Origin of the sequence: Mycobacterium sp. MAA66 (assembly GCF_041261665.1) — a bacterium.
Classification (GTDB): domain Bacteria; phylum Actinomycetota; class Actinomycetes; order Mycobacteriales; family Mycobacteriaceae; genus Mycobacterium.
This window is the reverse complement of sequence record NZ_JBGCCC010000012.1, coordinates 21,342-45,239: the sequence shown is the minus strand read 5'-3', so window position 1 is coordinate 45,239 and position 23,898 is coordinate 21,342. Positions and strand designations below refer to the sequence as shown.

The following is a 23,898-nucleotide window of genomic DNA, read 5'->3' as shown; positions in this document are numbered from 1 at the left end:
CAGGCATACTGGCGCGGTGTGCGGACTGCTGGCCTACCTAGCTGCCCCGGTGGCGGACCCCTCCGCCGAACCATCGGCTGACCTTGTCCAAGCGGTCTCCGGCGCAACGCATCTGATGCGTCACCGGGGCCCAGATGAACCAGGAACCTGGTCGGACGGAACCGTGGTCTTCGGGTTCAACCGACTGTCGATCATCGACATCGCCCATAGCCACCAGCCACTGCGCTGGGGGCCGCCGGAGAACCCCGAACGCTACGAGCTGGTGTTCAACGGCGAGATCTACAACTACCTGGAGTTGCGCGAACAGCTGCACGCCGAGTTCGGCGCGACGTTCGCCACCGAGGGCGACAGCGAAACGATCGTCGCGGCTTACCACCACTGGGGCACCGAAGCGCTCAGCCGGTTGCGCGGCATGTTCGCCTTCGCCCTCTGGGATACCCAGGAACGCGAATTGTTCTGTGCGCGTGATCCGTTCGGCATCAAGCCGCTGTACATGGCGACCGGCCCCGGCGGCACCATCGTGGCCAGCGAGAAGAAGTGTCTGCTGGATCTGGCCACCCGCGCCGGGATCGATCTGGATATCGACGAGCGCGCAGTGCAGCACTACACGGTGCTGCAGTATGTCCCCGAGCCCGAGACGCTGCAGCGCGGGATCCGCCGCCTGGAGTCCGGTAGCTACGCCCGGATCCAGCCGGGACAGCGGCCAGAGGTGACGCGGTACTTCCGGCCGAAGTTCGCGGCGGTGCCGTTCGTCGCCGGCCAAGAGCAGAGCCGCTACGACGAGATCACCGCGGTGCTCGAGGATTCGGTCGCCAAGCACATGCGCGCCGACGTCACGGTGGGCGCGTTCCTGTCCGGCGGCATCGACTCGACGGCCATCGCGGCGCTGGCGATGCGGCACAACCCGAAGCTGATCACCTTCACCACCGGTTTCGAGCGCGAGGGCTTCTCCGAGGTCGACGTCGCAGTGGCGTCGGCCGAAGCGATCGGCGCTCGGCACGTGACCAAGGTGGTCAGCCAGGCCGAGTTCGTCGAGGCGCTGCCGCAGATCGTCTGGTATTTGGACGAGCCGGTGGCCGACCCGGCGCTGGTGCCGTTGTTCTTCATCGCCCGCGAGGCCCGCAAACACGTCAAGGTGGTGCTCTCCGGCGAGGGCGCCGACGAGTTGTTCGGCGGCTACACCATCTATCGAGAGCCGTTGTCGCTCAAGGCTTTCGACCGCGTCCCCCGTGGACTGCGGCGCGGGCTCGGCAAGGCGTCCAAGTCACTGCCCGAGGGCATGCGCGGCAAGAGCCTGCTGCACCGCGGGTCACTGACACTCGAGGAGCGGTACTACGGCAATGCCCGCAGCTTCTCCGACGATCAGCTGCGCGCCACCTTGGCCCGGTTCAACCCGGACTGGACGCACACCGACGTCACCGCACCGATCTATGCCGAGTCGGCGGGCTGGGACCCAGTGGCACGCATGCAGCACGTGGATTTGTTCACCTGGCTGCGCGGCGACATCTTGGTCAAGGCCGACAAGATGACCATGGCCAACTCACTGGAACTGCGGGTGCCGTTCCTCGATCCCGAGGTCTTCGCGGTCGCGTCCCGGCTGCCGTACGACCAGAAGATCACCCGGACGACCACCAAGTACGCACTCCGGCGTGCGCTGGAGCCGATTGTTCCGGCCCACGTGCTGAACCGGGCGAAACTGGGCTTCCCGGTGCCGATCCGGCACTGGTTGCGCTCAGGCGAGCTGCTGGAGTGGGCGCAGGCCACCATCAACGCCTCGCAGACCGATTACCTGTTCAATCGCGACGCCGTGCGGCAGATGCTCGAGGAGCACCGCACCGGCGTCACCGATCACAGCCGACGGCTGTGGACGGTGCTGATCTTCATGTTGTGGCACGCCATCTTCATCGAGGGCACTGTCATACCGGAGATCAGCGAGCCCACCTACCCCGTCGAGCTCTAGGCCAGCGCGGCCGCGATCTCGCTCGCCGCGTCGGCCCCGTAGGCGGCCGAAAGACGCTGCAGCGCACCGTCTTTGTCCCAGGTCCATTCCTGTGGGCCGGGGGCCTCGAGCACCAGGGTGGCCACCAGCGACGCCAGCTGTGCGGCCCGCTCCAGGGACAGTCCGGCACCGCGGCCGGTCAGGAAGCCGGCGCGGAAGGCATCGCCGATACCGGTGGGGTCGGTCTTGTGGGTCTCGGGCAGCACGTCGACGTGGATGAAGGTGCCGTCCCGGCCGACGATGTCGACGCCCTTCTCCCCCAGCGTGGTGACGCGCAACTGGATCTGGCTCATCACCTCGGCCTCCGACCAGCCCGACTTCTGCAGCAGCAGATCCCACTCGTAGTCATTGGTGAACAGGTAGGCCGCGCCGTCGATCAGCTTGCGGATCTCTTCGCCGGACAACCGCGCCAGCTGTTGGCTGGGGTCGGCGGCGAAGGCCAGTCCGAGTTCACGGCACTCCTCGGTGTGCCGGAACATCGCCTCGGGATCGTTGGCGCCGATGATCACCAGCTCCGGCTCGCCCTTGGCCGACACCAGGTCCGCCAGCTTGATGTTGCGCGCCTCGGACATCGCTCCCGGGTAGAAGGACGCCAGCTGGGCCATGTCCTCGTCGGTGGTGCAGACGAACCGCGCGGTGTATGCCGTGTCGGACACCAGCACCTGCGAACAGTCCACGCCGTGCGTGGTGAGCCAGCTGCGGTAGTCGTCGAAGTCCTTGCCGACCGCGCCGACCAGCGTCGGGTTGCCGCCCAGCAGACCCATGGCGTAGGCGATGTTGCCGGCGACGCCGCCGCGGTGCACCACCAGGTCGTCGACCAGGAAGCTCAGCGAAACCTTCTGCAGGTGCTCAGCGAGCAGTTGCTCGGCGAACCGGCCCGGAAAGCGCATCAAGTGGTCGGTGGCAATGGATCCGGTCACGGCGATGGTCACGAAGCGTCATCCTTTGGGGTCTCATCCGGTCAAGCTGGTTAGCTGAGCTTACCTAAGCAGGCCAGATCGGCATTTTCCGGTCGTCAGGCCCCGGTGCGCTAGCCTGAGGCCAACATGGATGGCGCAAATCCGCACCCCGAATCGTTCCCGCCCATGCCCGGCAATTTCCAGGGCGGCCAGCCATTGCCATACCCCGAACAACTGCCGCCGCCCTACCCCTCGGCCCTGCCCCCGCCAGTGCCCTATCCGGCACCGCAACGCGGGGTCGGCACTCGGGTGCTACTGATCGTGGCGGCGCTGGTCATCGTACTCGCGCTGATCGTCGGGGGCGTGCTCTACGCAGTCGGCTCCGGCGAACGTGGGTTATCCGCGACCACTGCGAGGTCGACCATCCAGGGATATCTGGACGCCCTGCTGCATCAAGACAAAGAAACCGTGGCCCGCCACGCCCTGTGCGGCCTGTACGACGGCGTCAAGGATCGCAGCACCGATCTGACCGTGGCGAATTTGGCCAGCGACGCGTTTCGCAGGCAGTTCGGCAGCGCCGAGGTGACGTCGATCGACAAGATCATCATGCTGTCGCCGAATCAGGCACAGGTACTTTTCACCATGAAAGTTACTCCATCGGGCCGGGCCCTGCGCGGTTCTCAGACCAGGTCCGACATCCAGGCGGTGGCCCAGCTACTGGTACAGCCCGGCGAGTCCCTGGTGTGTTCGTACCTGCCCCGCCCGTCGGATTCCGAGTAGGAGTCCGACGAGGCAGGCTTCTGACGGCTATCGGCCGATCAGTTGAACGAATCGCCGCAGGCGCATGAGCCGGTGGCGTTCGGGTTGTCGATGGTGAAGCCCTGCTTCTCGATGGTGTCGACGAAGTCGATGGTGGCGCCCTGCACGTACGGAGCGCTCATCCGGTCGACGGTGAGGTTGACGCCTTCGAAGACGGCGGTCAGGTCCCCGTCGAGGGTCCGATCGTCGAAGAAGAGGTTGTAGCGCAGGCCGGCGCAGCCGCCCGGCTGTACAGCGATGCGCAGTGCCAGGTCATCGCGACCCTCCTGCTCGAGCAGCGCCTTGGCCTTGACAGCCGCGGCGTCGGACAGAACCACGCCGTGAGTTTCGGTGCTGGTGGCTTCCTCAACAGTCATTGTTTCTCCCTGATGCGCGCTTGCCTACCTGGAAAATTCCAGTTGTCATAACGGTACCCTGTCCGGCCGCTATTCCCTCAGTCGTGTCGCCACTCGGAAGCAATCCGAGTGGCCAATGCGGTGAGTTGATTCGCGGCGTCGGAGATCGCCAGCTCGACCGATCCGGCCTGGTCGACGATCGCATAGGCCGCCGCGATCCCGGCGGACCGCAACTCGTCGCCGCCGAGCTGCACCTGCCCGGCCAGCACCAGTACCGGGATCGCTCGATCGGCGGCCCCGGCGGCCAGCGCACTGATCACCTTGCCGTGCAACGACTGATCGTCGAACCTGCCCTCACCGGTGATGATCAGGTCCGCGGCGGCGATGTCGTCGACCAGTCCGGTGTGCTCGGCGATCACCGCCGCCCCCGCCGCCCGCCGCCCGCCGAGAGCCAGTAGTGCCGCGCCGATGCCGCCGGCCGCGCCGGCCCCCGGCTCCGCACTCACCTGCCGGCCCGCGCCGGCATCCAGCTCCTCGGCCCAGTCCGCGAGTCGCTTCGCCAACACCTCGACAGTCTCCGGATCAGCGCCCTTCTGCGGTCCGAACACCGGGGCGGCGCCCATCGGCCCAAGCAGCGGGTGTTCGACGTCGGAGGCCACGATCACCTCGACACCTGCCAACTTCCGGGCGGCGACCTCGAGCCCGCCCAGAGCGTCGACCAGGCCCCGGCCGCCGTCCGTGCAGGCGCTGCCGCCCAGGCCGACGACGATGCGGCCGGCGCCGGCCTGCAGCGCGATGCCCATCAGCTGGCCGACGCCGGTGCTGTGTGCGGCCAGCGCGGTGTGCACCGTCGGCGGCCCGCCGAGGAGCGCCAGGCCGCAGGCTTGCGCACATTCGATGTAGGCGGTGCCCGAGTCCCAGACCCAGCGTGCGGTGACGTCGATGTCCAGTGGCCCGCGCACCCGGGCCGACCGGACCTCGCCGAGCCGGGTCGCCAGGACCTCGACAAACCCCGGACCGCCGTCGGACTGCGGCGCCGCCACCAGGATGTCGGCCGGGCGGGCCCTTCCCCATCCGCCGGCGATGGCCTCAACCGCCTGCGGGGCGGTGAGACTGTCGCCGTAACAGTCGGGCGCGATCAACACGTGAAGCGAACCGGCAGTCATTCCGGCAGGTTATGCCGCCGCCGGTTCGGCCGCAGGGCGGACGACAAGTAACCTGAGCTACGTGAAACTGCTGGGCCGCAACAAGGACAACTCCGACGCAGACGACCAGGGCGCCGCTGCCGCCGAGGTCGCCGAAACCGCCGATCCCGCGGCCGGCACCACGGCACCCAAGGGTCGGCCGACACCCAAGCGAAATACCAAGCGCGGCCCGGTCGCCCCGGCACCGTTGACCTCCGCCGAGGCGCGGCAGCGCCGCAAGGAGCTACGCAGCTCCCAGACCAAAGAAGAGCGCAAGGCCGAACGGCTGGCTCGTCGCGCCGACATGGACTCGCGCCGCGACAAGATGATGTCCGGCAACGAGGACTATCTGCTGCCGCGCGACAAGGGCCCGGTCAAGCGGTACGTCCGCGACATCGTCGATGCCCGGCGCAGCGCGCTGGGCCTGTTCATGCCGTCGGCGCTGGCCATGGTGTTCTTCATGATGGCGCTGCCCCAGGTGCAGACCCAGGGCATCCTGTCGATCGCCATGCTGGTGCTGATGGTCGTGATGGCCATCGACGGCGTGCTGATCGGCCGAAAGGTCAACAAACTCGTCGCCGCGAAGTTCCCGGACAACATCGAAAGTGGTTGGAAAATCGGCTTTTACGCCGCCAGCCGGGCCTCCCAACTGCGCAAGATGCGGGTGCCGCGGCCGCAGGTCACCCGCGGCACCAAGATCGACTGAACGGGCGTGCGGACGCTGGTGCTCGGCGGCATCCGGTCGGGCAAGTCGCAGTGGGCCGAACGGTTGCTGGCCGGGTGCGACCAGGTCCGTTATGTGGCCACCGGCCGGTCGGATTCCGACGACGAGTTCGCGGCCCGGGTCAGTGTCCATCGGGATCGCCGTCCGGCACACTGGTCGACGGTCGAAACAGCCGAGGTGGCAACCGAATTGCGTGCTGCACCCACCCCAACCCTGATCGATGACATCGGCGGTTGGCTGGTGGCCACGATGGATCGTCAGAACGCCTGGGACGGTGGCTCGGTACGCTCCGACGTCACCGAATTGACCTCTGCAGTAGCCGATTTCGATGCTCCCCTGGCATTGGTCAGCCCCGAGGTGGGACTGACGGTGGTACCGGCCACCGCGTCGGGCCGCCTGTTCGCCGACGAGCTCGGCACACTCAACCAACAACTCGCCGCCGTGTGCGATCGGGTGGTGCTGGTCGTTGCCGGCCAGCCCCTGACCATCAAGGAGCCCAGATGACCGACCCGCGCTCACAGTTCCTCGACCTCACCAAACCGGACGAGGCGGCGCGCCTCGAAGCGCGGACCCGGCAGGGCACGCTGACCAAGCCGCCGGGCTCGCTCGGACGCCTCGAAGAGCTGTCGGTGTGGGTATCGTCCTGCCAGGGTGCTTGTCCGCCAAAACAATTCGAGCGGGCTCGGGTGGTGGTGTTCGCCGGCGATCATGGCGTCACCGCGTCGGGCGTGTCGGCGTTTCCGTCCGAGGTGACCGCCCAGATGGTGGCGAACTTCAACGCCGGCGGTGCAGCCATCAACGTGCTCGCGCAGGTGGCCGGGGCCAGCGTGCGGGTGGCTGACATCGCGGTCGACAGTGAGCCGCTGACCGCGGCGATCGGTGCGCACAAGGTGCGTCGCGGCAGCGGCAACATCGCCGTCGAAGACGCGCTCAGCGCCGAGGAGGCCGCGGCCGCGGTGGCGGCCGGCCGGGCGATCGCCGACGAGGAGGTCGACGGCGGCGCAGATCTGCTGATCGCCGGCGACATGGGTATCGGAAACACCACCCCGGCAACCACTTTGATCGCAGCGCTCACCGGTTCGGAGCCGGTGTCGGTGGTGGGTCGCGGCACCGGCATCGACGACGAGGGCTGGATCCGTAAGACCGCAGCCATCCGCGACGCGTTGTTCCGCGCCCGCGAGGTCAGGGCCGATCCGGTGGCCTTGCTCGCGGTGTGCGGCGGCGCCGACCTCGCGGCGATGGCCGGATTCCTGGCCCAGGCCGCGATGCGTCGCACGCCGGTGCTGCTCGACGGCGTTGTGGTGACGGCCGCCGCCCTGGTGGCCAACGAGATGGCCCGCGGTGCGCGGGAATGGTGGCAGGCCGGTCATCTGTCGACCGAGCCGGCGCACCGGATCGCTCTGCAACGCCTGCAGCTCACCCCGATCCTCGACCTGGGCATGCGCCTGGGCGAGGGCAGCGGAGCTGCGGTGGCGCTGCCGATCCTGCGGGCAGCGGTGGCCACCCTGGCCGATATGGCGACGTTCGGCGAGGCCAACGTCTCAGACAAGAGCTCGTGATCGGTCCGCTCGCTTCGGCTTTCGCGTTCGCCACGGTGCTGCCGATACGGAGCCGGCATCCGTTCGGCGGTGGCACGCTGACCGCGCTTCCGATAGTGGGCGCGGTGCTCGGCGGCGTCGCGGCCGCGGTGGCGTGGGGCGCCTCGCACCTGTTCGGGCCCGGCCCACTGGTCGGATTACTGGCGGTGGCGGCGCTGTTGCTCTCGACTCGCGGCCTGCACATCGACGGGCTGTCCGACACCGTCGACGCACTCGGATGCTACGGACCTCCGGAGCGGGCGCTTGCGGTGATGCGTGGCGGCACCGCCGGCCCGTTCGGGGTGGCGGCCATCGTGATTGCCGTCGGCATTCAGGCCCTGACCTTTTCAGCGTTGACCCCGGCGGCGGTCGTCGTCGCGGTGGCGGCCGGCCGGGTGGCGGTGGTGCTGGCCTGCCGCCGGTCCGTACCGCCCGCGCCCGGCAGCACGCTGGGCGCGATGGTCGCCGGTAGCCAGCCGGCGTGGGCGGTCGCGAGCTGGACGATGATCCTGGCCGGTGCCGCGGTTTTCGCCACGACGCGGCCATGGCAGGGCCCGGTCGTCGTGGTGGCGGCGCTGGGCATCACGGTGCTGCTGGTGGCGCATTGTGTGCGCCGGTTCGGCGGGATCACCGGTGATGTGCTGGGCGCCGCAGTGGAATTGACGACGACGCTGACCGCGCTGGGGTTGGCGGTGCGCTAACCCAGCCGGGTCATCCAGTTGTGGGTGTCGGCGAAGGTGCCGCGCTGGATGCCGGTCAGGGTGTCCCGCAGGGCCATCGTCACCTCGCCGGGCTGACCGTCACCGATGGTGAACTCGCCGGCGGATTCCCCTTGGCCGTACTTGACGTGGGCGACCGGGGTGATGACGGCGGCGGTACCGCAGGCGAACACCTCGGTGATCTCCCCCGCGGCGGCCTTCTTCTGCCATTCGTCGATGTCGATCTTGCGTTCCTCGACGGCGAAGCCCGCGTCAATTGCCAACTGCAGCAACGAATCTCTGGTGATGCCGGGCAGCAGCGAGCCACTCAGTTCCGGGGTGACCAACCGTGCCGAGCCGCCGCTGCCGAAGACGAAGAACAGGTTCATGCCACCCATTTCTTCGACGTACCGGCGCTCGATGGCGTCCAGCCAGACCACCTGATCGCAGCCCTGCTCAGCGGCCTGAGCCTGGGCCAGAAGCGATGCCGCGTAGTTGCCGCCGAACTTGGCCGCGCCGGTGCCGCCGGGGCTGGCCCGCACGTACTCGGTGGACAGGTACACCGACACCGGCTTGATGCCGCCCTTGAAGTAGGCGCCGGCCGGCGAACCGATGACCAGGTAGCGGTACTCGTTGGCCGGCCGCACCCCCAGCCCGGGCTCGGTGGCGATGATGAACGGCCGCAGGTACAACGAGGCCTCCCCGCCTGCGGCGGGCACCCAGTCCGCGTCGACGGCGATCAGCTGCCGCAGCGATTCGACGAAGACGTCGTCGGGCAGCTCCGGGATGGCCAGCCGATCGCACGACCGGCGCATCCGGGCGGCGTTGGCGTCGGGCCGGAACGAGACGATCGAACCGTCGTTCCACCGGTAGGCCTTGAGCCCCTCGAAGACTTCCTGTGCGTAGTGCAGCACGATGGCCGACGGATCCAGCTCGATCGGGCCGTATGGGGTGACCCGGGCGTCATGCCAGCCGCGATCGGCGGTGTAGTCGATCGCGACCATGTGGTCGGTGTGGAACTTCCCGAATCCGGGGTCGGCCAGAACCTGATCCCTTACCTCGTCGCTCGTCGGGTTATCCGAACGGGCAACAGTGAATTCGAGGGGGCCAGAGGTCATATGACGATTGTATCGCCCGTGACTAGCGTGTTTTCCCGTCGCTCCGCTCGCCCTTCAACGTGTTTCCCCGTCGCTCCGCTCGCCCTTCAACGCATATCCCCGTCGCTCCGCTCGCCCTTACCGCGTTTTCGCGACCACGAACGGCGGCGCGACGACCTCGCACTCCAACGCACGGCCGCGCACGTCGACCGTCACCCGAGCGCCGTCGGCGATATCGGCCGCGGTGTCCAGCAGCGCCAGGGCGATGCCGACCTTGAGGCTGGGGGAAAAGGTCCCTGACGTGGTACTGCCCACCGGGGTGTCCCCGTCCAACACGGTCAGGTCCGCACGCAGCACGCCGCGCCCGACCGCCTTGAGGCCCCGCAACGTCCGCTTGGGTCCTGCCGCTTTCTCCGTCAGCAGGGCGTCGCGACCCCAGAAGGCGTCCTTCTTCCAGCCGATGGCCCAGCCGCAGCGCGCTTGCAACGGCGAAATATCAAGGGACAGTTCATGTCCGTGCAGCGGGTAGCCCATCTCGGTGCGCAGGGTGTCGCGGGCACCCAGGCCTGCCAGCTCACCGCCGGCCGCCTTGACCGCCGAGACCAGCGCGTCGAACACCACCTGCGCGCGGTCCCACTCCGGCAGCAGTTCGTAGCCGTGTTCGCCGGTGTAGCCGGTGCGGCACACCCGGACCGGCACGCCGTCGTAGACGGCGTCGGCGTAGCCCATGTAGTCCATGTCGGTCGGCAGGCCCAGCGCGGTCAGCACCTCGGTGGATTTCGGCCCCTGCACGGCCAGCACCGCGTAGGACCGGTGCTCGTCGGTGATGGTCAGTTCGGGCGGAGCCAGTCGCTGCAGTTCGGCGACCACCGCGGCGGTGTTGGCCGCGTTGGGCACCAGGAAGATCTCGTCGTCGGAGACGTAGTAGGCGATCAAGTCGTCGATCACCCCGCCAGAAGTGTTGCAGCACAACGTGTACTGCGCCTTGCCCGGGCCGATCCGGCGCAGGTCGTTGGTGAACGCGGAGTTCACGAACTCGGCTGCACCCTGGCCGCGCACCAGCGCCTTGCCCAGGTGGCTGACGTCGAACAGTCCGACGGCGTCGCGGGTGGCGTTGTGCTCGGCGACGGTGCCTGCGTAGGACACCGGCATCAGCCAGCCGCCGAATTCGGCGAAACTCGCGCCGAGTTCGCGGTGACGGTCTTCCAGCGGGCCCTGCAGCAGTTCACTCACGGCACGAAAGCCTAACCGGAGCGGCCGCGCGAGCGTGTCGTAGCTGGCAGACTCGACATGTGCTCGATTTCGACGCATTGGAAGCCGCTGGCATCGCCGATGCACGACGGCGCGCGCCGCTGCTCGAGTATCTGACGAGCCTGGGCTTCTCGGTGCAGGACATGGTCGACGCCGAGCGACGCGGCCGATTGTTCGGGTTGGCCGGCGACATCGTGCAGTGGTCGGGCGGGCCGACGCAGAGCCTGACGTCGGCGGCCGAGGCGATCGGCGTGCCGTTTCCTGAGGTCCTCCAGGCGTGGGCGGTGCTCGGATTGACAGTCGCCGATCCGGACCAGAAGTTACTGACCGACGCCGACGTCGAGGCACTGCGCACCTGGGCCGAGATGCGGCCCGCCGTGGGCGGTGATGCCGCGCTGGGGTTCCTGCGGGCCATCGGTGCGGCGATGGCCCGGCTGGCCGAAGCGGAGTCCTCCATGACCCGCGCCCAGATGCCCGACCTGGACCTGGGCCACACCCACGATGAACTGGTCACGGCCCGGGCCTACCGAGCCGCGGCCGAGTTCATCCCCCGCATCGGCGCGATGATCGATTCCGTCCACCGGCACCACCTCGCCGCCGCGCGCACCTACTTCGACGGCGTGATCCACCACGAGTCGTCGACAGTGGATTGCGGCATCGGTTTCGCCGACCTGTCCGGCTTCACCACCCTCACCCAGCTGCTCTCGCCGGCCGAATTGTCCAAGCTACTCAACGAATTCAGCGGTATCGCGGCCGACGTGGTGCACGCAGACGGCGGCCGCGTGGTCAAGTTCATCGGCGACGCGGTCATGTGGGTGAGTGCGACACCGGAGCATCTGGCGAAGGCCGCGCTGGACCTGGTGCACCATCCGCGGGCCCGCGAATCCGAGCTCAAGGTTCGTGCCGGGCTGAGCTTCGGGTCGGTGCTGGCCACCGGCGGCGACTACTTCGGTAACCCTGTCAACCTGGCCGCCCGGCTGGTTGCGGTGGCGCGTCCGGGACAGATCCTGGTGGCCGCGCCGTGGTATGACATGCCGGGAAATTGGCCCATCACGGCACAAGACCCCATGGAACTCAAGGGTTTCGACGAGCCTATCGCCGCGTACGAGGTGTGCGGCCCGGACTGAGTCGCCGCAGATGGTTAGGGTGATTGGTGTGAGCAGCACACCTGGTTACCAGTCCCCCGCCGTCACCGTCACTGCAGACCTGCCCGAGGATCTGGCGTCCGCGGTCCTGATCGTGCCGGTCATCACCGGCGAGAACGACGAAGCCAAGGTGGTCGCCAATCCGTTCCTGGATGCCGAGGCGACCGGCGAGATCGAGGTCGCGCTGCGCGCTCTGAGCGCCAAAGGCTCGGTCGAGCAACTGACCCGAGTGGTCGTGCCGTCACTCCCGGTGGCCAACGTGCTGACCGTGGGCCTTGGGTCCGGCCGCGACGAGTGGCCGGCCGATGTCATCCGACGGGCCGCCGGGGTGGCCGCGCGCGCACTCAACGGCACCGAGACGGCGGTCACCACGCTGTCCGAACTCGACGTGGAGGCGACCGTCGAGGGCCTGATCCTGGGCGCCTACCGATTCACCGAGTTCCGCAGCGCCAAGACCGCGCCGAAGGAACCGGGCCTGAGCAAGATCGTCGCGCTGGCCACTGCCGAGGATGCCGCCGCCAAGGCTGCCCGCGGCGTCGACATCGCCACCGCCGTGGCCACCGCCCGCGATCTGGTGAACACTCCGCCGAGCCACCTATTTCCGGCTGAATTCGCCAAGCGCGCAAAGGCTTTGGGTAAGTCGGTCGGCCTGGAGGTCGAGGTGCTCGACCGCAAGGAGTTGGATGAAGCGGGCTTCGGCGGCATCGTCGGGGTGGGTAAGGGTTCATCGCGTGCACCGCGGTTGGTACGTCTGAGCTACTTCGGCGGCAAGGGCAAGAAGGCCAAACGGGTGGCGCTGGTCGGCAAGGGCATCACCTTCGACACCGGCGGTATCTCGATCAAGCCGGCCACCAACATGCATCAGATGACCTCCGACATGGGCGGCGCCGCGGCGGTCATCGCGACCATCGTGCTCGCGGCCAAGCAGCAGTTGCCGATCGACGTCATCGCCACCGTCCCGATGGCCGAGAACATGCCGTCGGACAAGGCTCAGCGCCCCGGCGACGTGCTCACCCAGTACGGCGGCATCACCGTCGAAGTGCTCAACACCGACGCCGAGGGCCGGCTGATCCTGGCCGACGGCATCGTGCGGGCCTGCGAGGACAACCCGGATTACCTGATCGAGACGTCCACCCTGACCGGTGCGCAGACCGTCGCGCTGGGCTCCCGGACCCCGGGCGTGATGGGCAGCGACGAGTTCCGCGACCGGGTGGCCGCATTGTCCCAGCAGGTCGGTGAGAACGGCTGGCCGATGCCGCTGCCCGATGAGCTCAAGGACGACCTGAAGTCCACGGTCGCAGATCTGACCAACGTCAGCGGTGCGCGCTACGCGGGCATGTTGGTGGCCGGGGTGTACCTGCGCGAGTTCGTCGCCGACGGTGTGCAATGGGCGCACCTGGACGTGGCCGGCCCGGCCTACAACACCAGTGGCCCTTGGGGTTACACCGCCAAGGGCGGTACCGGCGTGCCCACCCGCACCATGTTCGCGGTGCTGGAGGACATCGCACAGAACGGCTGAAGTCGGCTAGGCCGAGAAGCTGACCTGGGCCCGCGACAGGGCGGGCACGGGTTCGCCGCCGGCCAGGTGGTCTGCGAGCTCCCGCACCGAGGATGCCAACAGGTCCGGATGCGACATCGGCGACCAGTGGCCGGATGCGATGTCCCGGCGCCACAGTCGCGGCACCCACTCCGGCGTCTCGTCGTACAGGTACGGCCGGACGAACTGGTCGCCGGCGTTGACGATCACCTGCACCGGCACATCGACGTAGTGGTCGCGACGGCCCTTGACCAGAGTCCGCCAATAGTTGGCCGGATACACCTTGAGGCTGTTGGCGGCGTCGGTGGCGAAGGTGTCCGAATGCCGAATCTGATTGTCCGTCATGCCGTCATGACGTTTCAACATCTGCGGGATGACCGTGGGCACCGTGGCCCGGACCGCCACCCGGGACAGCACCGGGATGGAGAAAGCGGCCTGATAGGTCAGGCGCAGAAACTGCGACACCCCTTTGAGGAACTGAGCCGGCCGATTCGGGCGCTTGAGCGCGTCCATGATGAACCTACGGGTGTGGTCGGCGCTGGGCCCCGATGTGGAGGTGAAAGACGCGACGCGGTCGGCTGCCTCCGGGCGCGACAGGTACTCCCAGATGCCCACCGAGCCCCAGTCGTGGGCCAGCACGTGCACCTTTTCCCCCGGTGCCAGCGCGCCGATCACGGCGGCGAAATCGTCGGCGTAGCGCGTCATGGAATACGCCGAAATCTTTTTGGGCACACCAGAATTGCGTGAGCCACGGTTGTCGTACCGGATGATGCGGTAGTCGTCGGCCAGATACGGCACGGTGGCGTCCCACATGACGTGCGAGTCGGGCCAGCCGTGCACCAGCACCACCGTCGGGCCGTCCGCGTTGCCCTCTTCGTAGGCCGCGATTCGCGTGCCGTCCGCGCTGTCGATCAACCGCATGAATCCTCCAATTGCTGCAACCGCAAGTACCCCGTACCCGCGGTACCGACTATGCGACCCTGCCCGGCGGAATTGCGGGTGTCAAGGCAGGCGTTGTCAGCTCTCTTCGAGTTCGCGGCGCAGCACCCGCTGCCGTTCGATCCGTCGCCGCGCGTCGTGGTCGCGCATACGCTGCGGATAACCGACCTTCTGCACGTCATAGACGGGGATCTGCAACTCGGCATTGAGCTTGCGCGCCCCGGCATATCCCCCGGTGCGACGCCGGGTCCACTCGCCGTCGGCTGCCACCAGCACCACGGTGACGTCGGTGACGGTGGTCTTGGGCTCGACGAAGGCCTCGACTCCGTAATGGCCGGCGACCCACGCACGCAGATAGTCGAGGTCACCAGCACGGTCGAGGCCACTGGTCGTATTGCGGAACATGTCAAAGAGCGTCACCTGTGAACCTCTCCTTCCGGTGCTGTCACCTGCGATTTCAACGTGAGGGCGAGGCCGATGGTTCCGGACCCGACAAAGTGTCCCGGTCTACAGCGACCGCACGACCGGGGCATGACAGGATGGGCTTCGGCAATCGCCCACGACGAGCGACCTTTTCGAGGAGTCAACGCAATGGCCATCTCTGTCCAGATGCCCGCACTCGGTGAGAGCGTGACGGAAGGAACCGTCACCCGATGGCTCAAGCAGGAAGGCGACACCGTCGCGGTGGACGAGCCATTGCTGGAGGTTTCGACGGACAAGGTCGACACCGAAATTCCGTCACCGGTCGCCGGCGTGTTGACCAAGATCGTGGCGCACGAGGACGACACCGTGGAGATCGGTGGTGAGCTTGCGGTGATCGGTGAAGCCGGTGAGGCGCCCGCCCCCGCGGCCGCACCGGCACCCGCCGCGGCACCTGCTCCCGCCGCCCCGGCACCGACGCCTCCGCCTCCCCCCGCCGCCCCGGTGGCTGCAGCCCCTGCCCCAGCCGCACCGCCGGCACCTGCCGCTGCGCCTGCCGCCGCCGGCGAAGCCACCTCGGTGACGATGCCCGAGCTCGGCGAGTCGGTCACCGAAGGCACCGTGACGCGCTGGCTGAAGAAGGTCGGCGACGCGGTTGCCGTCGACGAGCCACTGGTCGAGGTGTCCACCGACAAGGTCGACACCGAAATTCCGTCTCCCGTAGCCGGAGTCTTGCTGGCCATCACCGCCGAAGAGGACGATGTGGTCGCCGTCGGTGGTGAGCTGGCCAAGGTCGGCGCTGCCGGCGCGGCGGCCCCGACACCCACCCCGGCTCCTACTCCGGCCCCGACACCCACCCCGGCTCCTACTCCGGCCCCGGCACCCACCCCAGCCCCAGCACCTGTCGCAGCTCCGGCACCCGCTCCGGCTCCGGCACCAGCGGCCGCTCCGGCCGCGACTGCGGCACCGGCCGGCGATGCCAGCCCGTATGTCACTCCGTTGGTGCGAAAGCTGGCCGCAGAGAACAACGTTGACCTGACGACGGTCAAGGGCACCGGCGTTGGTGGTCGTGTCCGCAAGCAGGACGTGCTGGCCGCCGCCGAGGCTGCCAAGGCTCCGGCTGCACCCGCCGCTGCACCGGCCGCCCCGGCCCCGGCAGTCGCAAGGCCCGCGGCTCCTGCACCCGCACTGGACCATCTGCGTGGCACCACGCAGAAGGCGACCCGGATCCGCCAGATCACGGCCAAGAAGACCCGCGAGTCGCTGCAGTCCACGGCGCAGCTGACCCAGACCCACGAGGTCGACATGACCCGCATCGTGGCACTGCGCGCCAAGGCCAAGAACTCGTTCGCCGAGCGCGAAGGGGTCAACCTGACCTACCTGCCGTTCATCACGCGGGCCGTCATCGACGCACTCAAGGCGCATCCGAACGTCAACGCCAGCTACAACGAGGACACCAAGGAGATCACCTACTACGACGCCGAACATCTCGGCTTCGCGGTGGATACCGAGCAGGGCCTGCTCTCCCCGGTCGTCCACAACGCCGGTGATCTGTCGTTGGGTGGCCTGGCCCGCGCGATCGTCGACATCGCCGACCGCGCCCGTAGCGGCAACCTGCGGCCCGACGAACTGTCCGGCGGCACCTTCACGATCACCAACATCGGCAGCCAGGGCGCCCTGTTCGACACCCCGATCCTGGTGCCGCCGCAGGCCGCCATGCTCGGCACCGGCGCCATCGTCAAGCGGCCACGGGTCGTGCTCGACGAGGCGGGCAACGAGTCGATCGGTGTGCGGTCCGTCTGCTACCTGCCGCTGACCTACGACCACCGGTTGATCGACGGCGCCGACGCCGGCCGATTCGTGACCACCATCAAACGTCGTCTCGAAGAGGGTGCGTTCGAGGCCGACCTGGGGCTGTAACCCGATGACTCGCCCGGTCATTGCCATCGCGGGCTCATCGGGTCTGATCGGCTCGGCGCTGGTGTCGACGCTGCGCGCCACCGACCACCGGGTGGTGCGCCTCGTGCGCCGCACGCCGGCCAACGCCGACGAGGTGTCCTGGAACCCCGAAGCCGGCCAATTCGATTGGCGCGTACTGCAAGACGTCGACGCGGTGGTGAACCTGTGCGGCGTGAGCATAGGGTCCAAGCGGTGGTCCGGTGCGTTCAAACAGAGTCTGCGGGACAGCCGGATCGAGCCGACCGAGATGCTGGCCGACGCGGCCGTAGATGCCGGGGTGCCGGTGCTGATCAACGCGAGCGCGGTCGGCTTCTACGGCGACACCCGCAACCGCGTCACCGACGAGACCACGCATTCCGGATCGGGCTTTCTGGCCCAGTTGTGTACGGACTGGGAAGCCGCGACCAGGCCGGCCGTCGATGCCGGCGTGCGGGTGGTGCTGGCGCGCAGCGGGGTGGTGCTCGCACCGGCGGGCGGCATGCTGGCCCGGTTGCGCCCGATCTTCGGATTGGGGCTGGGCGCCCGGCTGGGCAGTGGCCGGCAATACATCCCGTGGATCACCCTGGAGGACGAGGTCCGCGCGCTGCTGTTCGCGTTGTCCCACGACGAGCTGTCCGGTCCGGTCAACCTGACCGGACCGGCGCCGGTGACCAACGGTGAGTTCACCGAGGCACTCGGCCGGGCATTGCACCGACCCACCCCGCTGCTGGTGCCGGGCTTTGCGCTACGTGCGGCGCTGGGCGAATTCGCCGACGAGGGCCTCCTGGGCGGTCAGCGGGCCATTCCGGCAGTGCTCGAAGAAGCCGGATTCGAGTTCCACCAACGCACCATCGGCGAGGCGCTGTCCTACGTCACCGCCCCCAACGCCGCGTGATCGCTGCAGGGGTAGCGTCGGGTCGGTGACCATCCGATCGGCCCGTGGCCCGGTAGAGGTGCGCCGCCTGGGCACCGTCGACTATCACGACGCCTGGCAATTGCAGCGTGGACTGGCCGAGGCCCGCGCCGACGGCACCGGCGGCGACACCCTGCTGCTGTTGCAGCACCCGCCGGTCTACACCGCGGGCCGGCGTACCGAGTCGCACGAACGCCCGGTCGACGGCACACCCGTGGTCGACACCGACCGCGGCGGCAAGATCACCTGGCACGGCCCCGGTCAATTGGTGGGGTACCCGATCATCGGACTGTCCCAACCGCTCGACGTGGTGAAATTCGTACGGCTGCTTGAAGATTCGCTGATGGACGTGTGCGCCGACCTGGGTCTGGAAACCATCCGGGTAGACGGCCGCTCCGGGGTCTGGCTGGCCGCCGACGACGTGCGGCCGGAACGCAAGATCGCCGCCATCGGCATCAGGGTGGCCCGCGCCACCACGCTGCACGGGTTCGCCCTGAACTGCAATTGCGACCTGCGCGCCTTCGGGGGCATCGTGCCGTGCGGTATCGCCGACGCCGGAGTGACGTCTCTGACCCAGGAACTGGGCCGGGAGATCACCCCCGAGGACGTCATGGACCGGGTGGCCTCGGCAGTGTGCGATGCCCTCGGCGCTCCGGCAGATGAGGCGCTCAGCGCCGCGGCAGATGAGGCGCTCAGCGCCGCGGCACTAACATCGACACCATGAGCGTGGATCCCGGTAACCGCAAGCTGCTGCGCTTGGAGGTCCGCAACGCGGAGACTCCGATCGAGCGCAAGCCGCCGTGGATCAAGACCACGCTCAAGATGGGCCCGGAATACAAGGAACTCAAAAGCCTGGTACGCCGCGAGGGCCTGCACACCGTGTGCGAGGAAGCCGGCTGCCCCAACATCTACGAATGCTGGGAAGACCGCGAGGCCACCTTCCTGATCGGCGGCGAGCAATGCACCCGGCGCTGTGACTTCTGCCAGATCGACACCGGCAAACCGGCCGAGCTGGACCGCGACGAGCCGCGCCGCGTCGCTGAGAGCGTGCAGGCCATGGGCCTGCGGTACTCGACGGTGACCGGGGTGGCCCGCGACGACCTACCCGACGGCGGCGCCTGGCTGTACGCGGAGACGGTCCGTCAGATCCACGCACTCAACCCGGGCACCGGTGTCGAGCTGCTGGCGCCGGACTTCAACGGGGTGCCCGCGCTGCTGCAGGAAGTCTTCGAGTCTGGCCCCGAAGTGTTCGCGCACAACGTCGAAACCGTGCCGCGGATCTTCAAACGGATCCGCCCCGCGTTCCGCTACCAGCGCAGCCTGGACGTCCTGACCGCCGCCCGCGACTATGGCCTGGTCACCAAGAGCAACCTGATCCTGGGCATGGGCGAGACGCCCGAGGAGATCCGCGCTGCGCTGCAGGATCTGTACGACGCGGGTTGTGACATCGTCACCATCACCCAGTACCTGCGGCCATCGCCGCGTCATCACCCGGTCGAGCGCTGGGTGCGGCCCGAGGAATTCGTCGAACACCAGCAGTTCGCCGAGTCGCTCGGCTTCGCCGGAGTGCTGGCCGGACCGCTGGTCCGGTCCTCCTATCGGGCCGGGCGACTGTACGCCCAAGCTGCCCGATTACGGCCTCCGGTGTCCTGAACCTATCCTGGTTGCCATGGCGAAGACCCGTAACCCTGCCGCTATGAAGGCCGCCAAGGCCGAGGCGAAGGCCAAGCGCAAGGCCGCGGCCAAGGAACGTCGTGGCCAACTGTGGCAGGCGTTCCAGATTCAGCGCAAAGAGGACACGCGGCTGCTGCCGTACATGGTCGGCGCCTTTGTCCTGATCGTTGCCATCGCCGTGGCGGTCGCGGTGATCTGGGGCAGCACGTTCACCATGGTCACGCTGATCCCGCTGGGCGTGGTGCTCGGCGCACTGGTGGCGTTCGTGATCTTCGGCCGCCGAGCCCAGAAGTCGGTGTACAGCAAGGCCGAGGGCCAGACCGGCGCCGCGGCGTGGGCACTGGACAACATGCGTGGGCAGTGGCGGGTCACCCAAGGCGTGGCGGCGACCGGCAGCTTCGACGCCGTGCACCGGGTGATCGGTCGGCCCGGTGTGATCTTCGTCGGCGAGGGCTCAGCGCAACGGCTGAAGCCGCTGCTGGCCCAGGAGAAGAAGCGCGCCGCTCGGCTGGTCGGCGAGATCCCGATCTACACCATCGTGGTCGGGAACGACGAGGATCAGGTGCCGCTGGCCAAGCTGGAACGCCACCTGACCAAGCTGCCGGCCAACATCACCGCCAAGCAGATGGACTCGCTGGAGTCGAAGATGGCCGCATTGGGCTCCAAGCTGGGCCCGGCCGGTATCCCGAAGGGCCCGCTGCCCGCCGGCGCCAAGATGAAGGGCATGCAGCGCACTGCGCGTCGCAAGTAGATCCACATATCCGTTCGGCCACGTGTGACGCGAGGCCGACGGCTAGCGACGGACCACGGCGGTGCCGGTGACGCGGTCTTGCAGGCCCCGCATGTCGGCGTCGGTGAACAGCGCGGGGACGACCAGCGCCACCAACAGACCGCGCACCAGTGCCCGCAGAAATCCGACCCGCTTGGCGCCGTCGACCGGCACCACGATCAACCCCAGTGCCAGTTGCCCCGGCGTGAAACCGAAGAGCGGCACCGAGACGACGCCGAGCACCAGCCACGCTGCGAGCACCGCGGTCGACAACATCGGCATCGAGATAAGTCCGAATTTCAGCGCCAGGCCGGCCAGGCCGTAGCCGATCAACCAGTCGACCAACAACGCGAGCAGTCGGCGGCCGGTGAATGCCAGCGACCCCGGTCCCTCCTGCGGAAAGCCCAGCGACTCGCCGGGATAACCGTCGTCGGGGTGTTCAGGTTCGGGTCCGGACAACCAGGAACCCATCGCTCGGGACATAGTGTCAGGATAGGTGCGCACGTCCGGTCGCTTGCGGGGTCGACCCTCGCTGATCGCGTAACGTCCACGCAACATACGGTTGACGGCTGTGCAACATCGTGTCCCTAGGTTCAACCGCGGGTAAGACCAGTAAAGGAGATCACTTACGTGGCAGACAAGACGCCTGACGACATCTTCAAGTTGATCAAGGATGAGAATGTCGAGTACGTCGACATTCGCTTCTGCGATCTGCCCGGTGTCGTCCAGCACTTCTCGATCCCGGCTTCGGCCTTCGACGAGAGCGTTTTCGAGGACGGCCTCGCGTTCGACGGTTCGTCGGTCCGCGGCTTCCAGTCGATCCATGAGTCGGACATGATGCTGCTGCCGGACGCCAACACCGCGCGCATCGATCCGTTCCGCGCCGCCAAGACTTTGAACCTGTCGTTCTTCGTGCACGACCCGTTCACCCGCGAGGCCTACTCGCGCGACCCGCGCAACGTCGCCCGCAAGGCGGAGAACTACCTCAAGAGCACCGGTATCGCGGACACCGCGTACTTCGGTGCCGAGGCCGAGTTCTACATCTTCGACTCGGTCGCTTTCGACTCGAAGATCAACGGCACCTTCTACGAAGTCGATTCCGAGTCGGGCTGGTGGAACACCGGCGAGCCCTTCGAGGCTGACGGCTCGGCCAACCGTGGTTACAAGGTTCGCCCCAAGGGCGGCTACTTCCCGGTGGCGCCGTACGACCACTACGTCGACCTGCGCGACGAGATGTCGACCAACCTGCAGAACGCGGGCTTCACGCTGGAGCGCGGTCACCACGAGGTGGGCACCGCCGGCCAGGCCGAGATCAACTACAAGTTCGACACGCTGCTGGCCGCGGCTGATGACGTACTGCTGTTCAAGTACATCATCAAGAACACCGCGTGGGCGAACGGCAAGACCGTCACCTTCATGCCCAAGCCGCTGTTCGGTGACAACGGCTCGGGCATGCACGCACACCAGTCGCTGTGGAAGGACGGCAAGCCGCTGTTCCACGACGAGTCCGGCTACGCGGGCCTGTCTGACATGGCACGCCACTACATCGGCGGCATCCTGCACCACGCCCCGTCGCTGCTGGCGTTCACCAACCCGACGGTGAACTCCTACAAGCGTCTGGTGCCGGGCTACGAGGCCCCGATCAACCTGGTGTACAGCCAGCGCAACCGCTCGGCGTGTGTGCGTATCCCGATCACCGGCAACAACCCCAAGGCCAAGCGCCTGGAGTTCCGTTGCCCGGACAGCTCGGGTAACCCGTACCTGGCGTTCTCGGCGATGCTGATGGCCGGTATCGACGGCATCAAGAACAAGATCGAGCCGCTGGCCCCGGTCGACAAGGACCTCTACGAGCTGCCGCCGGACGAGGCCGCCAACATCCCGCAGGCCCCGACCTCGCTGGCCAGCGTCATCGACAAGCTCGAAGAGGACCACGACTACCTCACCGAGGGTGGCGTGTTCACCGAGGACCTGATCGAGACCTGGATCTCGTACAAGCGCGAGAACGAGATCCTGCCGGTGCAGATCCGTCCTCACCCGTACGAGTTCTCGCTGTACTACGACTGCTGAGTCGGCGACTGCTGAGTCGGCTCCGCCGAAGCGAAAGCCCCCTAAATCTCACGATTTAGGGGGCTTTCGCATCTACTCACCGCATCGAGCTGGCAACTTTTGGCCAAGAATCACCCTGAAAGTGCCAAAAGTTGCCATCTCGGCGGAGCTTCGGACATCAAAGTCGTTGCAACAGAGCGGCCATCGAGTCCAGGAACGCGTTGTAGCCATGCTCGAGTGCCGCGCGGCCCTCGGCGGGCCAGCCGGGCGTCTGCTGGACCAGCGTGAGTTCTGTGCCGCCATCGACCGGCCGCAGGGTCACCGTCACCGGCATCCGATCCGGATTCTCCGGTTCATCGGTCAGGTCGAACACCACCCGGTGGGGTGGTTCGAGCTCGCGGAAGCTGCCCGCCCAGTGCTTGAGCGTGCCGTCGGGCAGGTGCATGACGGCACGCCATTGGCCGCCAACCCGGGCATCCATCTCGAAGGTATCCATGGGCACCTCGACCTGATCGGTGCCGAACCACGTCGCGAAGTACTCGGGCGTGACGAACATCGAATACACCAGTTCCGGGGACGCATCGAAGGTCCGCACCAAGGTCACCGAATCGCTCATTCATCTTCTCCTTTGTCGTGCTGCAGCCGGGCCAACAACTCACCCATCGAGTCCAGGTTCTGGCTCCAGAATTTCTCGTACTCGGCAATCCATTCCGACACTGCCGCAAGGGGTTCGGGGTTCAACGCGGCCGGCCGATACTGCGCCGTGCGACTTCGCCGGACCAGCCCAGCGGCCTCCAGCACCCGCAGGTGCTTGGACACCGCAGCGAATGACATGTCGAACGGCTCGACCAACTCACCGACTGTTCGTTCCCGGTCGGCCAGTAGCGCGAGCATGCTCCGACGGGTCGGGTCCGCGAGCGCGGCGAAGGTGCGGCTCAGCTGGTCTGTCGCCATCCTCGCTCCTTATTCAACCATTCAGTTCTATACCTATCGGTTGAATATAGTTGGCGTCACGGATTCACGCCAGGCACCAACCCGATGACGGTCCGATAACGCCGCACCGGAACGGTGCCCGGTACCCACTCCCGCTCGTACCGTCAGCTCATGACGACTCAACTGGACACCCGCCTGGGCGCGCTGTCGCCCGCTGTCATCAGTCTGTTCCGCGTCGTGACAGGGTTCTTGCTGGCGACCCACGGAGCACAAAAATTGTTCGCCTGGCCGGTCGGAATGCCCAACCAGGCCGGCGAGCTCGTCGGCCCCGCGGTCCCGGCGGGCGTCTGGCCGTTCTGGTACGCCGGCATCCTCGAGTTCGTGTTGGGGCTGCTGATCCTGACCGGCCTGTTCACCCGGATCGCCGCCTTCTTCGCGTCCGGCGAAATGGCCTTCGCGTACTTCACCCAGCACCAACCCCAGGGCCTGCTGCCCATCGAGAACGGCGGCGAACTCGCCGTGCTGTACTGCTTCGCCTTCTTCTTGCTGGTGTTCATCGGCGGGGGCGCGTACGCGCTGGATTCGATGCGCGGAAAGGCGTGATGCAGCGCGACCACACCGCGCGCCTCCCGGCCAAGCCTCAACCTCTGCTTTAGCGTTAGCCCTTATGACAGCGGCGCTCGAAGCATCCCTGGCGGACCTGGACTTCGATGCGGTCATCCCCTGCGTATCGAAGAAGTTCTGCAACCCCGACGAACATCCCGCGACCTGGTGGGTGCGGCTGTCCTGCGGTTGCCATTATCCGATGTGCCAGCAATCCCTGCGAATTGCCAACCTGCGCTTGAAGATTCGCGCTCTGACCTGTCGGCACTGCCAGAGCCGCGAGATCACCATCCAATCGGTCGTCCGCGTCTAGGCCCTCGCCCGCCGAAACATCGCCTTGTGATGAATATCGGTCGAAATCCGTCACAAAGCGAAGTTTCGATGCGTGGGTAACAGCC

The 23,898-nt window shown here is 67.4% G+C and carries 26 protein-coding genes; 16 read left to right on the top strand and 10 right to left on the bottom strand.

Annotated elements, in window-relative coordinates:
* Nucleotides 1–16: 16 nt before the first annotated feature.
* The gene (gene asnB, locus ABIA30_RS24265; RefSeq protein WP_370070176.1) at nucleotides 17–1,960 is read left to right on the top strand and encodes an asparagine synthase (glutamine-hydrolyzing); all 1,944 of its coding nucleotides are present in this window, start codon (nucleotides 17–19) and stop codon (nucleotides 1,958–1,960) included.
* Here asnB and ABIA30_RS24260 read toward each other — a convergent pair.
* Nucleotides 1,957–2,931 carry a carbohydrate kinase family protein gene (locus ABIA30_RS24260; RefSeq protein ID WP_370070174.1) on the bottom strand — a complete coding sequence of 325 codons (975 nt, stop codon included), beginning with the start codon at nucleotides 2,929–2,931 and terminating at the stop codon, nucleotides 1,957–1,959. The two genes, asnB and ABIA30_RS24260, sit on opposite strands and share 4 nt — an antisense overlap.
* A 114-nt stretch (nucleotides 2,932–3,045) precedes the next feature.
* Between ABIA30_RS24260 and ABIA30_RS24255 the strand changes: the two genes are divergently transcribed.
* Nucleotides 3,046–3,678: a hypothetical protein gene (locus tag ABIA30_RS24255; RefSeq protein WP_370070172.1), complete on the top strand. Its 633-nt coding sequence runs from the start codon at nucleotides 3,046–3,048 to the stop codon at nucleotides 3,676–3,678.
* Between the two features lie 38 nt (nucleotides 3,679–3,716).
* Here ABIA30_RS24255 and ABIA30_RS24250 read toward each other — a convergent pair whose 3' ends face one another.
* Together ABIA30_RS24250 and ABIA30_RS24245 are read right to left on the bottom strand one after the other, a co-directional pair.
* On the bottom strand, nucleotides 3,717–4,073 hold the full coding sequence (locus tag ABIA30_RS24250; protein WP_370070170.1) for a HesB/IscA family protein: 357 nt from the start codon (nucleotides 4,071–4,073) through the stop codon (nucleotides 3,717–3,719).
* Between the two features lie 77 nt (nucleotides 4,074–4,150).
* A complete protein-coding gene (locus ABIA30_RS24245) occupies nucleotides 4,151–5,218 on the bottom strand; it encodes a glycerate kinase (protein WP_370070168.1) in 1,068 nt (355 codons plus the stop codon).
* Between the two features lie 61 nt (nucleotides 5,219–5,279).
* Between ABIA30_RS24245 and ABIA30_RS24240 the strand changes: the two genes are divergently transcribed.
* From ABIA30_RS24240 to ABIA30_RS24225, 4 genes are read left to right on the top strand one after another with little or no spacing between them, the layout of a single operon-like run.
* Nucleotides 5,280–5,942 (top strand): DUF3043 domain-containing protein, encoded by a 663-nt coding sequence (locus tag ABIA30_RS24240; protein ID WP_370070166.1) that lies wholly within the window; start codon nucleotides 5,280–5,282, stop codon nucleotides 5,940–5,942.
* Nucleotides 5,943–5,948: 6 nt separating this feature from the next.
* Entirely contained in the window at nucleotides 5,949–6,464 is a 516-nt protein-coding gene (locus ABIA30_RS24235; protein WP_370070164.1) for a bifunctional adenosylcobinamide kinase/adenosylcobinamide-phosphate guanylyltransferase, read from the top strand.
* Nucleotides 6,461–7,519 (top strand): nicotinate-nucleotide--dimethylbenzimidazole phosphoribosyltransferase, encoded by a 1,059-nt coding sequence (gene cobT / locus ABIA30_RS24230; protein ID WP_370070162.1) that lies wholly within the window; start codon nucleotides 6,461–6,463, stop codon nucleotides 7,517–7,519. The genes ABIA30_RS24235 and cobT overlap by 4 nt, the downstream gene beginning before the upstream one ends.
* Nucleotides 7,516–8,238: an adenosylcobinamide-GDP ribazoletransferase gene (locus tag ABIA30_RS24225; protein WP_370070160.1), complete on the top strand. Its 723-nt coding sequence runs from the start codon at nucleotides 7,516–7,518 to the stop codon at nucleotides 8,236–8,238. Before cobT ends, ABIA30_RS24225 begins: the two co-directional genes overlap by 4 nt.
* Here the strand turns inward: ABIA30_RS24225 and ABIA30_RS24220 are convergent.
* Nucleotides 8,235–9,353, bottom strand: a complete 1,119-nt coding sequence (locus ABIA30_RS24220; protein WP_370070158.1) for a branched-chain amino acid aminotransferase — start codon at nucleotides 9,351–9,353, stop codon at nucleotides 8,235–8,237. The genes ABIA30_RS24225 and ABIA30_RS24220 overlap by 4 nt on opposite strands.
* 117 nt (nucleotides 9,354–9,470) lie before the next feature.
* Nucleotides 9,471–10,565, bottom strand: a complete 1,095-nt coding sequence (gene gcvT, locus ABIA30_RS24215) for a glycine cleavage system aminomethyltransferase GcvT (RefSeq protein WP_370070156.1) — start codon at nucleotides 10,563–10,565, stop codon at nucleotides 9,471–9,473.
* Nucleotides 10,566–10,624: 59 nt separating this feature from the next.
* Here gcvT and ABIA30_RS24210 point away from each other — a divergent pair, with 59 nt between their 5' ends.
* Both ABIA30_RS24210 and ABIA30_RS24205 read left to right on the top strand, forming a co-directional pair.
* Nucleotides 10,625–11,710, top strand: a complete 1,086-nt coding sequence (locus ABIA30_RS24210; RefSeq protein ID WP_370070154.1) for an adenylate/guanylate cyclase domain-containing protein — start codon at nucleotides 10,625–10,627, stop codon at nucleotides 11,708–11,710.
* A 10-nt stretch (nucleotides 11,711–11,720) separates the two neighbouring features.
* Nucleotides 11,721–13,247: a leucyl aminopeptidase gene (locus tag ABIA30_RS24205; RefSeq protein ID WP_370070153.1), complete on the top strand. Its 1,527-nt coding sequence runs from the start codon at nucleotides 11,721–11,723 to the stop codon at nucleotides 13,245–13,247.
* A gap of 6 nt (nucleotides 13,248–13,253) precedes the next feature.
* On the opposite strand, the gene ABIA30_RS24200 is transcribed toward ABIA30_RS24205, so the two are convergent.
* A complete protein-coding gene (locus ABIA30_RS24200; protein WP_370070152.1) occupies nucleotides 13,254–14,186 on the bottom strand; it encodes an alpha/beta fold hydrolase in 933 nt (310 codons plus the stop codon).
* 96 nt (nucleotides 14,187–14,282) lie between these two features.
* On the bottom strand, nucleotides 14,283–14,624 hold the full coding sequence (locus ABIA30_RS24195; RefSeq protein WP_370070150.1) for an oxidoreductase: 342 nt from the start codon (nucleotides 14,622–14,624) through the stop codon (nucleotides 14,283–14,285).
* A 171-nt stretch (nucleotides 14,625–14,795) separates the two neighbouring features.
* On the opposite strand from ABIA30_RS24195, the gene sucB reads away from it, so the two are divergent.
* The 5 genes from sucB to ABIA30_RS24170 are packed head-to-tail and all read left to right on the top strand — an operon-like array spanning nucleotide 14,796 to nucleotide 19,900.
* Nucleotides 14,796–16,544, top strand: coding sequence for a 2-oxoglutarate dehydrogenase, E2 component, dihydrolipoamide succinyltransferase (gene sucB / locus ABIA30_RS24190; RefSeq protein ID WP_370070148.1), 1,749 nt, complete (start codon nucleotides 14,796–14,798; stop codon nucleotides 16,542–16,544).
* Between the two features lie 4 nt (nucleotides 16,545–16,548).
* Nucleotides 16,549–17,457: a TIGR01777 family oxidoreductase gene (locus ABIA30_RS24185; protein ID WP_370070146.1), complete on the top strand. Its 909-nt coding sequence runs from the start codon at nucleotides 16,549–16,551 to the stop codon at nucleotides 17,455–17,457.
* Between the two features lie 25 nt (nucleotides 17,458–17,482).
* Nucleotides 17,483–18,199, top strand: a complete 717-nt coding sequence (gene lipB / locus ABIA30_RS24180; protein ID WP_370070144.1) for a lipoyl(octanoyl) transferase LipB — start codon at nucleotides 17,483–17,485, stop codon at nucleotides 18,197–18,199.
* Nucleotides 18,196–19,128, top strand: a complete 933-nt coding sequence (gene lipA / locus ABIA30_RS24175) for a lipoyl synthase (protein ID WP_370070142.1) — start codon at nucleotides 18,196–18,198, stop codon at nucleotides 19,126–19,128. Before lipB ends, lipA begins: the two co-directional genes overlap by 4 nt.
* Before the next feature lie 16 nt (nucleotides 19,129–19,144).
* Nucleotides 19,145–19,900 (top strand): DUF4191 domain-containing protein, encoded by a 756-nt coding sequence (locus ABIA30_RS24170; protein ID WP_370070140.1) that lies wholly within the window; start codon nucleotides 19,145–19,147, stop codon nucleotides 19,898–19,900.
* Between the two features lie 42 nt (nucleotides 19,901–19,942).
* Here ABIA30_RS24170 and ABIA30_RS24165 read toward each other — a convergent pair whose 3' ends face one another.
* Nucleotides 19,943–20,401 carry an RDD family protein gene (locus ABIA30_RS24165; protein WP_370070138.1) on the bottom strand — a complete coding sequence of 153 codons (459 nt, stop codon included), beginning with the start codon at nucleotides 20,399–20,401 and terminating at the stop codon, nucleotides 19,943–19,945.
* Nucleotides 20,402–20,548: 147 nt separating this feature from the next.
* Between ABIA30_RS24165 and glnA the strand changes: the two genes are divergently transcribed.
* On the top strand, nucleotides 20,549–21,985 hold the full coding sequence (gene glnA, locus ABIA30_RS24160) for a type I glutamate--ammonia ligase (RefSeq protein ID WP_370070136.1): 1,437 nt from the start codon (nucleotides 20,549–20,551) through the stop codon (nucleotides 21,983–21,985).
* A gap of 157 nt (nucleotides 21,986–22,142) precedes the next feature.
* On the opposite strand, the gene ABIA30_RS24155 is transcribed toward glnA, so the two are convergent.
* Together ABIA30_RS24155 and ABIA30_RS24150 are read right to left on the bottom strand one after the other, a co-directional pair.
* Entirely contained in the window at nucleotides 22,143–22,580 is a 438-nt protein-coding gene (locus ABIA30_RS24155; protein ID WP_370070134.1) for an SRPBCC domain-containing protein, read from the bottom strand.
* A complete protein-coding gene (locus tag ABIA30_RS24150; protein WP_370070132.1) occupies nucleotides 22,577–22,918 on the bottom strand; it encodes an ArsR/SmtB family transcription factor in 342 nt (113 codons plus the stop codon). Before ABIA30_RS24150 ends, ABIA30_RS24155 begins: the two co-directional genes overlap by 4 nt.
* Nucleotides 22,919–23,068: 150 nt before the next feature.
* Between ABIA30_RS24150 and ABIA30_RS24145 the strand changes: the two genes are divergently transcribed.
* Nucleotides 23,069–23,500: a DoxX family protein gene (locus ABIA30_RS24145; RefSeq protein ID WP_370070130.1), complete on the top strand. Its 432-nt coding sequence runs from the start codon at nucleotides 23,069–23,071 to the stop codon at nucleotides 23,498–23,500.
* A gap of 64 nt (nucleotides 23,501–23,564) precedes the next feature.
* Nucleotides 23,565–23,813, top strand: a complete 249-nt coding sequence (locus ABIA30_RS24140; RefSeq protein WP_370070128.1) for a hypothetical protein — start codon at nucleotides 23,565–23,567, stop codon at nucleotides 23,811–23,813.
* Nucleotides 23,814–23,898 lie beyond the last annotated feature (85 nt).

What these genes read in the sequence shown, in the direction of transcription:
- ABIA30_RS24185 (WP_370070146.1), top strand. Translation starts at nt 16,549, where the DNA reads ATGACTCGCCCGGTCATTGCCATCGCGGGCTCATCGGGTCTGATCGGC.
- ABIA30_RS24140 (WP_370070128.1), top strand. Translation starts at nt 23,565, where the DNA reads ATGACAGCGGCGCTCGAAGCATCCCTGGCGGACCTGGACTTCGATGCG.
- ABIA30_RS24220 (WP_370070158.1), bottom strand. Translation starts at nt 9,353, where the DNA reads ATGACCTCTGGCCCCCTCGAATTCACTGTTGCCCGTTCGGATAACCCG.
- ABIA30_RS24245 (WP_370070168.1), bottom strand. Translation starts at nt 5,218, where the DNA reads ATGACTGCCGGTTCGCTTCACGTGTTGATCGCGCCCGACTGTTACGGC.
- ABIA30_RS24165 (WP_370070138.1), bottom strand. Translation starts at nt 20,401, where the DNA reads ATGTCCCGAGCGATGGGTTCCTGGTTGTCCGGACCCGAACCTGAACAC.
- cobT (WP_370070162.1), top strand. Translation starts at nt 6,461, where the DNA reads ATGACCGACCCGCGCTCACAGTTCCTCGACCTCACCAAACCGGACGAG.
- ABIA30_RS24205 (WP_370070153.1), top strand. Translation starts at nt 11,721, where the DNA reads ATGGTTAGGGTGATTGGTGTGAGCAGCACACCTGGTTACCAGTCCCCC.
- ABIA30_RS24250 (WP_370070170.1), bottom strand. Translation starts at nt 4,073, where the DNA reads ATGACTGTTGAGGAAGCCACCAGCACCGAAACTCACGGCGTGGTTCTG.
- sucB (WP_370070148.1), top strand. Translation starts at nt 14,796, where the DNA reads ATGGCCATCTCTGTCCAGATGCCCGCACTCGGTGAGAGCGTGACGGAA.
- ABIA30_RS24200 (WP_370070152.1), bottom strand. Translation starts at nt 14,186, where the DNA reads ATGCGGTTGATCGACAGCGCGGACGGCACGCGAATCGCGGCCTACGAA.
- ABIA30_RS24170 (WP_370070140.1), top strand. Translation starts at nt 19,145, where the DNA reads ATGGCGAAGACCCGTAACCCTGCCGCTATGAAGGCCGCCAAGGCCGAG.
- ABIA30_RS24150 (WP_370070132.1), bottom strand. Translation starts at nt 22,918, where the DNA reads ATGGCGACAGACCAGCTGAGCCGCACCTTCGCCGCGCTCGCGGACCCG.
- ABIA30_RS24155 (WP_370070134.1), bottom strand. Translation starts at nt 22,580, where the DNA reads ATGAGCGATTCGGTGACCTTGGTGCGGACCTTCGATGCGTCCCCGGAA.
- ABIA30_RS24255 (WP_370070172.1), top strand. Translation starts at nt 3,046, where the DNA reads ATGGATGGCGCAAATCCGCACCCCGAATCGTTCCCGCCCATGCCCGGC.
- ABIA30_RS24145 (WP_370070130.1), top strand. Translation starts at nt 23,069, where the DNA reads ATGACGACTCAACTGGACACCCGCCTGGGCGCGCTGTCGCCCGCTGTC.
- lipA (WP_370070142.1), top strand. Translation starts at nt 18,196, where the DNA reads ATGAGCGTGGATCCCGGTAACCGCAAGCTGCTGCGCTTGGAGGTCCGC.